Origin of the sequence: Kitasatospora sp. NPDC093550 (assembly GCF_044764985.1) — a bacterium.
Classification (GTDB): Bacteria; Actinomycetota; Actinomycetes; order Streptomycetales; family Streptomycetaceae; genus Kitasatospora.
Window position 1 is genome coordinate 40,320 of record NZ_JBIWJF010000028.1, and the last position, 13,402, is coordinate 53,721.

The 13,402-nt window shown below is 73.9% G+C and carries 9 protein-coding genes; 7 read left to right on the forward strand and 2 right to left on the reverse strand.

Features of this window, described 5'->3' with window-relative positions; genetic code table 11:
• Positions 1-38: 38 nt before the first annotated feature.
• Complete coding sequence (locus ACIRD3_RS32555) at positions 39-1,466, reverse strand: CCA tRNA nucleotidyltransferase (protein ID WP_402223846.1); 1,428 nt, start codon at positions 1,464-1,466, stop codon at positions 39-41.
• A gap of 433 nt (positions 1,467-1,899) precedes the next feature.
• On the opposite strand from ACIRD3_RS32555, the gene ACIRD3_RS32560 reads away from it, so the two are divergent.
• From ACIRD3_RS32560 to trxA, 7 genes are all read left to right on the forward strand, one after another.
• Complete coding sequence (locus ACIRD3_RS32560) at positions 1,900-4,434, forward strand: DUF6049 family protein (protein ID WP_402223762.1); 2,535 nt, start codon at positions 1,900-1,902, stop codon at positions 4,432-4,434.
• Positions 4,435-4,493: 59 nt separating this feature from the next.
• Positions 4,494-6,998: a murein biosynthesis integral membrane protein MurJ gene (murJ, locus tag ACIRD3_RS32565; protein WP_402223764.1), complete on the forward strand. Its 2,505-nt coding sequence runs from the start codon at positions 4,494-4,496 to the stop codon at positions 6,996-6,998.
• A 301-nt stretch (positions 6,999-7,299) separates the two neighbouring features.
• Positions 7,300-9,321 (forward strand): protein kinase family protein, encoded by a 2,022-nt coding sequence (locus ACIRD3_RS32570; RefSeq protein ID WP_402223766.1) that lies wholly within the window; start codon positions 7,300-7,302, stop codon positions 9,319-9,321.
• Between the two features lie 41 nt (positions 9,322-9,362).
• Positions 9,363-10,085 carry an RNA polymerase sigma factor SigM gene (gene sigM / locus ACIRD3_RS32575; protein WP_402223768.1) on the forward strand — a complete coding sequence of 241 codons (723 nt, stop codon included), beginning with the start codon at positions 9,363-9,365 and terminating at the stop codon, positions 10,083-10,085.
• Positions 10,082-11,026: a hypothetical protein gene (locus ACIRD3_RS32580; protein WP_402223770.1), complete on the forward strand. Its 945-nt coding sequence runs from the start codon at positions 10,082-10,084 to the stop codon at positions 11,024-11,026. The genes sigM and ACIRD3_RS32580 overlap by 4 nt, the downstream gene beginning before the upstream one ends.
• Before the next feature lie 173 nt (positions 11,027-11,199).
• Positions 11,200-12,165 carry a thioredoxin-disulfide reductase gene (trxB, locus tag ACIRD3_RS32585; RefSeq protein WP_402223772.1) on the forward strand — a complete coding sequence of 322 codons (966 nt, stop codon included), beginning with the start codon at positions 11,200-11,202 and terminating at the stop codon, positions 12,163-12,165.
• A gap of 133 nt (positions 12,166-12,298) precedes the next feature.
• Positions 12,299-12,625, forward strand: a complete 327-nt coding sequence (gene trxA, locus ACIRD3_RS32590; protein ID WP_402223774.1) for a thioredoxin — start codon at positions 12,299-12,301, stop codon at positions 12,623-12,625.
• A 101-nt stretch (positions 12,626-12,726) separates the two neighbouring features.
• Here trxA and ACIRD3_RS32595 read toward each other — a convergent pair whose 3' ends face one another.
• Positions 12,727-13,344 (reverse strand): GNAT family N-acetyltransferase, encoded by a 618-nt coding sequence (locus ACIRD3_RS32595; protein ID WP_402223775.1) that lies wholly within the window; start codon positions 13,342-13,344, stop codon positions 12,727-12,729.
• Positions 13,345-13,402 lie beyond the last annotated feature (58 nt).

Sequence of the window (13,402 nt, forward strand, 5' to 3'; positions counted from 1 at the left end):
GACCACCCCTCGCGTCGTGTCGGAAGCCGCAGCCGGCGTCAGCCCTGCTGCTGCCCGGCCCACCAGGCCCGCAGCGCCGCGACCGCCTCCTCGTGCTCCATCGGGCCGTTCTCCAGCCGGAGTTCGAGCATGTGCTTGTACGCCTTGCCGACCTGCGGGCCGGGCCTGAGGCCGAGCAGCTCCATGATCTGGTTGCCGTCCAGCGCCGGGCGGATGGCGTCCAGCTCCTCCTGCGCCTTCAGCTCGGCGATCCGGGTCTCCAGACCGTCGTAGGTGCGCGAGAGCGCGGCCGCCTTCTTCTTGTTGCGCGTGGTGCAGTCGGAGCGGGTCAGCTTGTGCAGGCGCTCCAGCAGCGGCCCGGCGTCGGCGACGTAGCGGCGCACCGCGGAGTCGGTCCACTCGCCGCCGCCGTAGCCGTGGAAGCGCAGGTGCAGCTCGACCAGGCGGGAGACGTCCTCGGTGAGCTCCTTGGAGTACTTGAGCTCGCGCATCCGCTTGCGGGTCATCTTGGCGCCGACCACCTCGTGGTGGTGGAAGGAGACCCGGCCGTCCGACTCGAAGCGGCGGGTGCGCGGCTTGCCGATGTCGTGCAGCAGCGCGGCCAGCCGCAGGGTGAGGTCCGGGCCGTCCTGCTCCAGGTCGATGGCCTGCTGCAGGACGGTCAGCGAGTGCTCGTAGACGTCCTTGTGCCGGTGGTGCTCGTCGCGCTCCAGCCGCAGCGCGGGCAGCTCGGGCAGCACGTGGTCGGCCAGGCCGGTGTCCACCAGCAGCCGCAGGCCCTTCACCGGGTGCGTGGCCAGCAGCAGCTTGTTGAGCTCGGCCTGGACCCGCTCGGCCGACACGATGGTGATCCGCTCGGCCATCGCGGTCATCGCGGCGACCACCTCGGGCGCCGGGTCGAAGTCCAGCTGGGCGGCGAAGCGGGCGGCCCGCATCATCCGCAGCGGGTCGTCGGAGAAGGACTCCTCGGGGGTGGCGGGGGTGCGCAGCACCCGGGCCTCCAGGTCGTCCAGGCCGTGGTGCGGGTCGACGAAGCCGCGGCCGGGCAGGTCGACGGCCATCGCGTTGACCGTGAAGTCCCGGCGGACCAGGTCCTGCTCGATGGTCTCGCCATAGGTCACCTCGGGCTTGCGCGAGGTGCGGTCGTAGGCCTCGGAGCGGTAGGTGGTGATCTCGATCAGGAAGGAGCCCTCGGGGGTGTCCTTGCGGGCCCCGACCGTGCCGAAGGCGATGCCGACGTCCCAGACCGCGTCCGCCCAGCCCTTGACCAGCTTGAGCACCTGCTGCGGACGGGCGTCGGTGGTGAAGTCCAGGTCGTTGCCGAGCCGGCCGAGCAGCGCGTCCCGGACCGAGCCGCCGACCAGCGCCAGCCGGTGACCGGCCGCCTGGAAGCGGCGGGCGATCTCGTCGGCGACCGGCGACACCCGCAGCAGTTCTTGCAGCCCCAGGGTCTGGGCCTCGCTCAGACCTGGTACGGCCTGGACGGCGGTGCTGGGACGATCGGTGCGCGTGGTGGGCTCATTGGCAGTGGACACGGCTCACAAGGGTACGTGCCCCGGAAGGTCAACCGCCCGCGCGTTTTGGGCGTCTCACCCCACAGCCCGCAACACTGCACCACGGGCTGCATCGTTACCATGCCGGTGGACGAGTCTCGGGCACCGGGCAGGGGACGCGGTGTCGCGTGCCGCCACGGCCCGCGGAACTCCCGCGGTGGCGGTGCGGTACGGCTCCGGGCGGAGCGTTCCGGGCGGAGCGTTCCGGGCGGTCCGGAAGGGCGTTCCGGAATTCCGGGATTTTCAAGGGTTCCAAGATTTTCCAGCGAAGACCGTCGGGTGGACCGCGCCGGACGGGACGAACAGCATCAGCAGCGAGCGATCGAGAACGGCGAGGGCGAAGCGAGTGAGTGAGCCGGCACGGCACTCGGGCCTGGGGGCGCACCGACAGCCTGGACGGGCCGAGCGCCCCGCCGACGGACGCCATCCGGTCCGCCGGGCGGGCCTGCGCCTCGCCGCCGCCTGCGCGGCCGCCCTGACCCTCTTCACGGCCGCCCCGGCCGGTGCGCTGCCGGGCGGCGGCACCGTCCGGGCGGGCGGCGACTCCACCGCCTCGGCCGAGTACCCGGTGGTGGTGACCATCGAGTCACTGGCCCCGCAGGTGGCCGCCCCCAACGGCACCGTGACGATCACCGGGCACGTCACCAACTCCGGCAAGTCGGCGCTCAAGGGTGCCCACGCCGCCGTCCGCAAGCCGTACTCGGGCAGGCCGCTGGACCGGCGCAGCGACCTGGCCAACGTGGCCGGCCGCTCCGCGCCGGACGGCAAGGACGGCGTCGAGCTGGAGAGTCCGCAGTACGCCCTGCCGGAGCTGAACCCGGGCCAGACCCTGCCGTACACCCTGAGCGTCGCGGTGAACGACCTCGGGCTGTCGTCGAGCGGCGTGTACGAGCTCGCGGTGGACGCCTGGGGCTCGACCGCCGACAACCCGCGCGACCGGGCCCTGGGCATCGCCCGGAGCTTCCTGCCGTACAACCCGGGCGGTGCCGAGGCGCAGCCGACCAAGGTCGCCACGCTCTGGCCGCTGGTGCACGCGCCGGTGCTCGCCGCGCAGACCACCTCCGACAACGAGCAGACCGTCCCGGTGCTGCGCGACGACAGCCTGGCCACCGAGTTCGCCCCCGGCGGGCGGCTGTACGAGCTGGTCGACACCGGCGCCAAGCTGCCCGGGCTGACCTGGGTGATCGACCCGGACCTGCTGGACGCCGCGCTCGCGATGACCAAGCCGTACCGGGTCCAGAACCCCGGCACCGAGGCCGGCGGCAAGCCCGCCAAGGACGACAACACCGTCGTGCGCGGCGCCTCGGCCGCCGCCACCGCCTGGCTGGACAAGCTGCGCACGGCCGTCGCCAAGCCGGACAGCCAGGTGGTCGCGCTGCCGTACGCCGACCCGGACATCGCCTCCATCGCGCACAACGGCGCGGACCTCTCCGGGATGCCGGCGGCGCTGAACAAGGCGGCCGCGGCCGGCCGGCTGACCGTCGAGGGCCGGCTCTCCGTGGACACCCGCTCCGACGTCGCCTGGCCGTACGAGGGCTACGTCGACCAGCAGATCGCCGCCCTCGCCCAGCAGACCGGCAGCGGGCTGCTGCTGGCCAACGGCGCGAGCATGCCGGAGCCGGACGCGCTGAGCTACACCCCGACGGCGGTGCGCCCGATCGGCAACGGGCAGAACGCCGTGGTCGCCGACGAGACGGTCTCCGGGCTCTTCCAGAAGGACCTGAGCACCGCGAAGGACCAGACCGAGTCGACCCAGCGCTTCCTCGCCGAGACCTTCGCGATCACCCACGAGCAGCCGCAGAACCAGCGCGGCCTGCTGGTCATGCCGCCGCGCGAGCTGAGCGTCACCACCGCCAAGGTGCTGGCGAACGCCCTGCAGGCGGCGTCCGGCAAGTGGATCGCCCCGGTCAAGCTGGACGCGGTGGCCCAGACCGCGCCCGACGCCAAGGCCAACACCGGCGTCCCCGCCGCCACCGACTACCCGACCCAGGCCCGCGCCTCGGAGCTGCCGGCGGCCCACCTGGACAAGACCAACCGCATCCAGTACGACCTGGACACCCTGATGCGGGTGCTCACCCTTCCGCAGCGGGTGCGGGGTCCGTTCAACGCCGCCATGGTCCGCTCGCTGTCCACGGAGTGGCGCGGCCAGACCTCGGCCGGCGAGGACTACCTCAAGGGCGTCAAGCAGTACCTGACGGAGCTGACCGGCGCCGTCCAGGTGCCGCACAAGACCGAGGTCACCCTGGCCGGCAACACCGGCCTGCTCCAGGTCAGCGTCCGCAACGACCTGACCCAGACGGTCACCAACCTGAAGCTGGTGCTCACCTCGAGCCAGCCGAACAGGCTGAACGTGAAGAAGGAGGAGGAGCTGGTCCTCCCCGCTTCGCAGAGCGCCACCCTCCGCTTCCAGGCCGAGGCGCACAACAACGGGCCGGTCCAGATGACCGCCCAGCTGTGGACCACCGGCCCCAACCCGCGGCCGTACGGCCCCGCCCAGCCGTTCACGGTCCAGGTGACGTCGGTGACCAACGGCGTGCTGTACGTCTTCGCGGGCGCCGGCCTCCTGCTGCTGCTGGCCGCGGTGCGCTTCGTGCGCCAGCGCAAGCGGCGGGGCGGTCAGCCGCACGAGGACGGCGACCAGCCGGTCGGCGACGCCCCCGCGACGGACGGGGCCGCGGCCCGGGAGCCGGCGGCGGACGGCACGGACGGCACGGACGGCGCCGTCGCCGCGGACGGGACCGGGGCGACGGGCGGGGCCGACGGTGCCTCCGGGAGCGGGCCCGCGGACGACGCCGCCGGTGGCGGTCCCGTGCAGACACCGCGCGCCAGCAGCCCGGATGGCCGGGATAGGGCCGCCAGTGATGAGAAGGTTGGTCCTTGATACCGCCGACCCCCCGCGACGCCGGGCCGGTCTCCCCCCAACGACAGCGAAGAGGTGACATGACCGGGCGCAGCGAGGAGCGGCCGCCGGGCCGCGGTGAGAGCCGGCCGGGTGCCGAGTCGCCGTCCGGCGACTGGTACGTGGCCGACACCTACGCCCAGGACCCGTACGCGGCCGACGCCTACGGGACCGCGCAGGACGGCCAGGACCCGTACGGTCTGCAGGCCGGTCGGCCGGCCGCGCCGCAGCAGCCGGCCGCCGCGTACGACGTGCCGCCGCAGCTGCCGCCGCAGGCCGGTGGCTACCCGACGCCGGTGCCACCGGCCCCGTACCCGGCCGCGGACCAGTTCTCGCCGCCGGTGCCGCCGGTGCAGCCCGGCTGGGACACCCCGGCGCAGGGCGACTGGCAGCAGGAGCCGGCCCCGGCTCCGGCCCGCGGCCCCTGGGGCGGTGCCGAGCAGCCGCAGCAGCAGTGGGAGCCCGGCCCGGCGCACTCGGCCTGGGACTCCGAGACCACCGAGTACGTCGGGGTGGACGCGCTGTTCGGCGGCCGCCCGGTGGAGGCCGCCGGCCCGCCACCGGTGCCGCAGCCCGCTCAGGCCCCGCAGCCGGCCCCGATCCCGCAACCGTTGCCCCAGCCGGGCGTCCCCGGCGCCGTGCCGCCCGGCGGCCCCGCGCCGTACCCGCCGATGGGCGGCCACCCCGGACAGCCGCAGCACGGCGGCCCCCGCGGGCAGCGCCCCTTCGTGCCCCCGATCGAGTTCGACCCGCCGCTCTCCGAGGAGGAGGCCACCATGCAGGTGGCCGCCGTCGCGGTGCCCCCGGCGGTCGAGCCGCTGGCGGACGTCGCCGACGACCTCGCCGAGGAGCGCGCCGAGCGGCAGCCCGCGACCGCGCCCGCCCCGGCGGCCGGCGGCGGGGGCAAGGTCGCGAGCCTGCTGAACTCCAGCGCGATCATGGCGGCCGGCACGCTGGTCTCCCGCGGCACCGGCTTCCTCCGCACCATGGTCATCACCACCGCCATCGGCGTCAGCGTGATGGGTGACTCGTACAACGCGGCGAACACCCTGCCGACCCTGCTCTACATCCTGATCGGCGGCGGCGCGCTGAACGCGGTCTTCGTGCCGCAGCTGGTGCGCAGCATGAAGAACGACGAGGACGGCGGCACCGCGTACGCCAGCCGACTGCTCACCCTGGTGATGGTCGGGCTCGGCGGCGTGGTGTTCCTGGCCGTGCTCGGGGCGCCCGTCCTGGTCCAGCTGATCGCCCACCCGATGATGGCGAACCCGGAGCGCGCCGAGACCACGGTGGCGCTGGCCCGCTACTGCCTGCCCACGATCTTCTTCATGGGCATCCACGTGGTGATGGGCCAGATCCTCAACGCCCGCGGCCGGTTCGGCGCCATGATGTGGACCCCGGTCCTGAACAACATCGTGGTGATCTTCACCTTCTCGGCCTACATCTGGGTCTACGGCGGCTTCGGCAGCACCCACGTCACCCCCGAGTCCATCTCGCCCGAGGGCGTCCGGCTGCTCGGCATCGGCACCCTGATCGGCCTGATCGTCCAGTCGCTGGCGATGGTCCCGTACCTGCGGGCGGCCGACTTCCACTACCGGCCGCGCTTCGACTGGCGCGGCCACGGCCTGGGCAAGGCCGCCCGACTGGCCAAGTGGACGTTCTTCTTCGTGCTCGCCAACCAGGCCGGCTACCTGGTGATCACCCAGCTGTCCACCAAGGCGGGGGCCGCCGCCGCGGCGGCCGGCCACGGCGGTGTCGGTCTGGCCGCGTTCTCCAACGCCCTGCTGATCTGGCAGCTCCCGCAGGCCGTGATCACCGTCTCGATCATGAGCGCGGTGCTCCCCCGGCTCTCCCGGGCGGCCGCCGACGAGGACGCCGGCGCCGTCCGCGACGACATCTCCTACGGACTGCGCACCACGGCGGTGGCCGTCGTCCCGGCCGCCTTCCTGTTCCTGTCGCTCGGCCCGGTGATCGGCCGTTCGATCTACGCGGTCGGCGGCAACGCCTCGGTGCTGAACGACGCCACCAACGTCGGTCTGATGCTCTCCGCCTTCGCCCTGGGCCTGATCCCCTACTCGGCCCAGTACGTGATGCTGCGTGGCTTCTACGCCTACGAGGACACCCGGACGCCGTTCTCCAACACCGTCTGGGTCGCGGTCTGCCAGGCCGGCTTCTCGCTGCTGTGCTGGCTGCTGCTGCCCGCCGAGTGGACCGTGGTCGGCATCGCCTTCGGCTACGGCCTGGCGTACGCCGTCGGGGTGATGGTGGCCGTGCCGAAGCTGAAGAAGAAGATCGGCGGGCTGGACACCAAGCGGATCGGCAAGGTCTACAGCCGGCTGGCCGCCGCCTGCGTCCCCGCCGCGCTGGTCGGCCTCGGCGCCAGCCTCGGGGTCCAGCAGGTGCTCGGCGGCTGGGCGGGCAGCATCGCCTCCCTGGTCGTGGCCGGCGGCCTGCAGATGGCCGTCTTCGTGCTGATCGCGAAGCGCCTGCGGATCGAGGAACTGAACGCCATGCTGGGCATGGTCCGCGGCCGACTGGGCCGCTGACCGCCCCTTCGACGGCCGGACGAGCGGCGCCCTGAGCGGGCGTCAACCGGAGCGTACGGCTCCTCCGCTCGTCCGGCCGAGTGCCGGGTCGCCGGTGGCCCGGGCCCGCCCCGGCCGCAAGATGGCGACCCGGTGTCCTATCTGCACCACATCTCTCCACCGGTGGGCAACCGAGCGGACCCCTCAGCGGTCGTACCCGGGGGAGAAGAGTGGGCACAATTGTCCTGGAGCACAGGGCCGCCAACCCGCGGGCTCCAGCGACTCTCTCAGCCGGGGCGACACAAGGGGAGGCAGGACCACGGTGGCTGATGGCACCAAGGCGGTCGTCGACACGTCAGCAGCTGACGCGGCGGCGGACGAGGCCGCGCTGGCCGCGGCGATCGACGAGCTCGCGGTCGCGAAGGACACCGACGGGCGCGCCGGCGCCTCCACCGAGCAGAGCGCCACCCCCACCGTCGTCCCGGCGAAGACCGACGAGACCCACGCGGCCGACGCGGCCGACGCGGCCGAGAACACCGACGAAGCCGACGAAGCCGATGCCGGCGCCGGACGCCACCCGCGGACCGCCGCCCCGGAGACCTGGGCCGGCGAGGAGACCTCCGAGATCACCGCGCCGCTCTCGGTCCGCGAGATCGCCGCCGAACTGGCCGCCGGCTCCTCCCGGACGAAGCCCGCCGCCGCCCCCGCGCCCGCCAAGCGCCGGCCCACCGACCCGCAGCCCACGGTCGACCCCCGCGACACCGCCACCCTCCCCCGCACCCTCCCCGCCCCGCAGCGGCGCAGCGGCGACATGATCGGCCACCGGTACCGGCTGGAGGAGTGCATCTCCCAGACCGACACCTTCAGCAGCTGGCGCGCCGTCGACGAGAAGCTGCGCCGCGCCGTCGGCGTCCACCTGATGGCCTCCGGCCACCAGCGGGCCCGCAAGGTGCTCGCCGCGGCCAAGTCCGCCGCCCTGCTCGGCGACCCGCGCTTCGTCCAGGTCCTGGACGCCGTCCAGGAGGGCGAGCTGGTCTACGTCGTACGGGAGTGGCTGCCGCACTCCTCCGACCTGGCCCGGCTGCTCGCGAACGGCCCGATGGAGCCGCACGAGGCGTACCAGATGGTGCGCCAGGTCACCGACGCGGTCGCGGCCGCCCACCGACGCGGCCAGGCCCACCTGCGGCTCACCCCGCGCTGCGTGCTGCGCACCGACAGCGGCCAGTACCGGATCAACGGCATCGCGGTGGACGCCGCCCTGCGCGGGCTCTCCGCCGAGGGCACCGAGGACGCCCAGCGCACCGACACCCGCGCGATCGGCGCTCTGCTGTTCGCCGCGCTCACCCACCGCTGGCCGTACCCGGAGGACCGCTACGACCTCCGGGGCCTGCCGAAGGGCCTCCAGAACGCCGCCCCGGACCAGGTCCGCGCCGGGGTCCACAAGGGCCTGTCCGAGCTCGCCGCACGGGCCCTGTTCGACCACCCGCCGCACCACGCCGAGCCGATCACCACCCCGGAGGAGCTGTTCCGGGCGATCGCGCAGATGCCCCGGATCCGGCCGCCCGAGCCGGAGCTGCCCGCCTACCCGGCACCGCCCCGGCACAACACCCACGCCCTGCCCACCGCGCCCAACCCGACCCGGGTGGCCGACCCGGCGGTCCCCCCGCTGCCCGCCTCCTCCCGGCCGACCGCGGCCCGGCGCACCCGGCGGCGGCTGCGCCGCGCGGTCAAGGCCACCGCCTGGACGGTCGCCCTGGGCGCGATCGGCGTCGCCTCCTGGCAGTTCGTCGGCAGCCTGCGCCACACCGGGCCGTCCACCCCCGCCCCCCTGCCCTCGGTCACCAGCTCCTCGCCGAGTCCGCAGGCCAGCACCCACAACCCGGTGCCGATCCCGATCAAGGACGCGCAGTCGTACAACCCGTTGGGCGACGGGCCCGAGGGCACCGAGAGCATCGGGAAGGCCATCGACGGCGACCCGAACACCGCCTGGACCACCGGTTGGTACCGCGACCAGCTCGGCCCCAAGGCACCCGCCCTCAAACCGGGCACCGGCCTGCTGATCGACCTCGGCTCGCAGCAGTCGGTCTCCTCGGTGAACGTCCAGTTCCTCGGCGGCGAGCAGAGCGCCGAGCTGCGCCTGCCCACCGGGTCCGCCACCACCAACCCGATGCAGGCCAGGCCGGAGAGCTTCACCGTCGTCGCCAAGAAGTCCGGGACCAACGTCGAGTACACCCTCGACTCCCCGGTCACCACGCGGTACCTCTTGATCTGGCTGACCGGTCTGACGAAGGATGGCGACGAGAAGTACCGCGGCCACGTCGCCGAGGTGAAGGTCTCCGGCTGACCGCACGACCCGTGCACCGGAACGACGGCGGAGGTCGAGGGGTGACAGTGGCGGACGACGACGCGGCCCTGCTCGCCCGGCACGTCGCCGGCGATCCGGACGCCTTCGGACTGCTGGTGAACCGCCACCGGGACCGGCTCTGGGCGGTCGCACTGCGCACCCTGGGCGACCGCGAGGAGGCCGCCGACGCGCTCCAGGACGCCCTGGTCTCCGCCTTCCGTGCCGCCGCCGGCTTCCAGGGCCGCTCGGCCGTCACCACCTGGCTGCACCGGATCGTGGTCAACGCCTGCCTCGACCGCGCCCGGCGCGGCGCCACCCGCCGCACCACCCCGCTGGACGAGGACCCGCAGCGGCTGGACACCCTGGTGGGCTCCGCCGAGCCGGCCGACTCCCCCGTGGTCCGGGCCGAGCTGCACCGCGAGCTGACCGCGGCGCTCGCCGAACTGCCCGCCGAGCAGCGGGCCGCACTGGTCCTGGTCGACATGCAGGGCTACCCGGTCGCCGAGGCAGCGGAGCTGCTGGGCGTCCCGGTGGGCACCGTGAAGAGCCGCTGCGCGCGCGGCCGGGCCCGGCTGCTCCCGCTGGTGCGGCACCTGCGGGAGAGCGACGACGGACCGGATGTTTCACGTGAAACACCGGGCTCGCCCCGCTCCGCCCCACCGGGGCGGGACGCCCCGGGGAACCCGAAGCCCCCCGGCACCGTCAGAGGGACAGGCCCGAGCACCGGTCGGACGATTCTGGAAGGAGACGCGAGCACGCGATGACCGCCCCCCTCTCCTCCCCCGACCACCCCGGGGACCATCCCCCGGTCGAGCAGCTGGCCGACCTCGCCGAGGGGCTGGTCGACTCCCCCGAGGCCGTCGAGACCCTGCACCGGCACCTGGACGGCTGCGCCGAGTGCCGGGAGACCGTCGACGCGCTCGCCGAGGTCCAGGCACTGCTCGGCGCCGTCGAGACCCCGCCGATGCCCGCCGACGTCGCCGCCCGGCTGGACGCCGCGCTGGCCCGGGCCGCCACCGACGCCGCTACCGACGCAGCCGCCGAGGACGACCACGGCCGAACGGCCACCGCCCGCCCCCAGGAGGCCCCCACCGGCCCCGGCCGCCCCGCCACGGGCCCCTCCGGCCCGCCGTCCCGGCCCTCCGGCCGTCCCGCCGCGGCCACCGGCCCCGGCCGTTCCCGTCCCCGCCGCCGTCGGATCGCCCTGCTGCTCGGCGCGGCCGCCGCCCTCGCCGCCCTCGGCCTCGGCGGAGCGCTGCTGCTGCACCCCGACGACCGCTCGGGGCCGACGGTCACCGCGGGCGCCCCGGCCGACAGCAGCGCCGCCGCTGAGCAGAGCGCCCGCACCCCGCACGCGGCGAGTGCCGGCACCGCCTACCGCGCCGACCGGCTCGCGACCCAGATCCAGCAGCTGCTGGCCCGCACGGAGCAGACCCCGGGGGCGGGGCCGACCGGGCTCGCCAAGCCCAACACCGTCCTGCCCGGCGAGGGCGCACGGCCGGAGCCCACCGTCCCCTCCCCCTCCGCCACCTGCCCGGCTCCCGCCTCCGGGCCCCCGCTGGCCACCGACCGGGGCAGCTACGACGGCGCCCCGGTCGACGTCCTGGTCTACCCGGTGCCGGGCCACTCCGACCTGGTGGACGTCTACCTGCGCTCCCCCGACTGCGGTCCGGTCGTCCTGCACCAGAGCGTTCCCAGCCGCTGACCAGCGGGTCCCATGCGATCCACGTCCAGCACGGCGCGCGGCTTCCGGAGTTCGGGCACCTGGTACTGATCAGCCTGGGAATGCGAGACACTGGTCAGTCGTTGTCCCGGGCGGCGGAGCAGGACCGCCCTCCCCGCAGCAAACGCGGGTCGCGATGCGAACCAGGAGAAGCAGTGAGCGACGTCCGTAACGTGATCATCATCGGTTCCGGCCCGGCAGGCTACACGGCCGCGCTCTACACGGCCCGTGCCTCCCTCAAGCCGCTGGTCTTCGAGGGGGCCGTCACCGCCGGTGGTGCGCTCATGAACACCACCGAGGTCGAGAACTTCCCGGGCTTCCGGGACGGCATCATGGGCCCCGAGCTGATGGACAACATGCGGGCGCAGGCCGAGCGCTTCGGCGCCGAGCTGATTCCGGACGACATCGTCGCGGTCGACCTCACCGGTGACGTCAAGACCGTCACCGACTCCGAGGGCAACGTGCACAAGGCGCGTGCCGTGATCGTCACCACCGGTTCCCAGCACCGCAAGCTCGGCCTGCCGAACGAGGACAAGCTCTCCGGGCGCGGCGTCTCCTGGTGCGCCACCTGCGACGGCTTCTTCTTCCGCGACCAGGACATCGCGGTGGTCGGCGGCGGTGACACCGCCCTGGAGGAGGCCACCTTCCTCTCCCGCTTCGCCAAGAGCGTCACGATCATCCACCGCCGGGACACCCTGCGCGCCTCCAAGGCGATGCAGGAGCGCGCCTTCGCCGACGAGAAGATCCGCTTCGAGTGGGACAGCGCGGTCGAGGCCATCCACGGCGACCCGAAGCTGACCGGCGTGACCCTGCGCGACACCACCACCGGCGAGACCCGCGAGCTGGCCGTCACCGGCCTGTTCATCGCGATCGGCCACGACCCGCGCACCGAGCTGTTCAAGGGCCAGCTGGACCTCGACGCCGAGGGCTACCTCAAGGTCGAGGCCCCCTCGACCCGGACCAACATCCCGGGCGTGTTCGGCGCCGGCGACGTCGTGGACCACACCTACCGCCAGGCCATCACGGCCGCCGGCACCGGCTGCTCCTCCGCGCTGGACGCCGAGCGCTACCTGGCCGCGCTGGACGACCTGGAGGCCAAGGCCGCCGCCGTGGCGGTCTGACCCCGGGCCACCGACCCACCCCGCGGGGGTGTTCCACGTGAAACACCCCCGCCCCGGCCGGGCAGAAACAGAACGGGCCCACCCGTTGTTCTCCTGGCAGCAGCCCCCCTCCGTCCGATCCCGAGGAGTTCCCGTGGCCGGCGCCACCACCACCGTCACCGACGCGACCTTCCAGGCCGACGTCCTGGACAGCAGCAAGCCCGTTCTGGTCGACTTCTGGGCCACCTGGTGCGGCCCGTGCCGCCAGGTCGCCCCGGTCCTGGAGGACATCGCGGCCGAGCACGGCGACAAGCTCACCATCGCCAAGCTCGACGTGGACGCCAACCAGGAGACGGCCGCCAAGTACGGCGTCATCTCCATCCCGACCCTGATCGTCTACAAGGACGGCGAGCCGGTGAAGTCCATCACCGGTGCCCGTCCGAAGGCCGCGCTGCTGCGCGAGCTGGCCGAGTTCATCTAGGTCGTCGACCGCGCGGCGGCGGGGCTCCCCACCCGGGGAGCCCCGCCGCCGTCTTTTCGCCCCGCCGGCCCCGCTCAGCCCACGAGTCCCGCCCGGCCCGCTCAGAACGGTCGCAGCGCCGGCTCCTTGCGAGCACCGCCGAGCAGCCGCTCCAGCGCCCCCTCCACGTCCCCCCGCCAGGAGAGCGTGGTCCGCGCCTCCAGCCGCAGCCGCGGGTAACGGTGGTGCGGCCGGACGGTCTTGAACCCGACCGCCAGCAGGTGGTCGGCCGGCAGCACGCAGCTGGTCGGCAGCCGTCCGACCGAACCGAAGGCCTCGACCGCCCGCACCCCGCGCCCGATCAGGTCCTTGACCACGGTCTGCACCAGCACCCGGCCGAGCCCCTGGCGCTGGTAGCCCGGCAGCACCCGGCTGACCATCAGCTGAACGGCGTCCGGCGAGACCGGACTGGTCGGGAAGGACTGCGAGCGGGGGACGTAGGCGGGCGGCGCGTACAGCACGAACCCCGCAGGCCGGTCGTCCACGTAGACGATCCGACCGCAGGAGCCCCACTCCAGCAGCACCGTGGAGATCCACCCCTCCTTCTCCAGCTCCGGCTTCCCGGACTCCACCGCCTGCTTGGCACTGACCGGGTCGAGCTCCCAGAACACGCAGGAGCGACAACCGGTCGGCAGGTCCCCGAGGTTGTCCAGCGTCAGCGGAGCGATCCGGCGCCCCATGCCCGTACCTCCTCCTCCACTCCACGGTCGAGCTTCCCCCACGAACACCGATGGGTGC

Coding starts and splice junctions, on each gene's coding strand:
- ACIRD3_RS32580 (WP_402223770.1), top strand. CDS start 10,082: ATGACCGCCCCCCTCTCCTCCCCCGACCACCCCGGGGACCATCCCCCG.
- ACIRD3_RS32595 (WP_402223775.1), bottom strand. CDS start 13,344: ATGGGGCGCCGGATCGCTCCGCTGACGCTGGACAACCTCGGGGACCTG.
- murJ (WP_402223764.1), top strand. CDS start 4,494: ATGACCGGGCGCAGCGAGGAGCGGCCGCCGGGCCGCGGTGAGAGCCGG.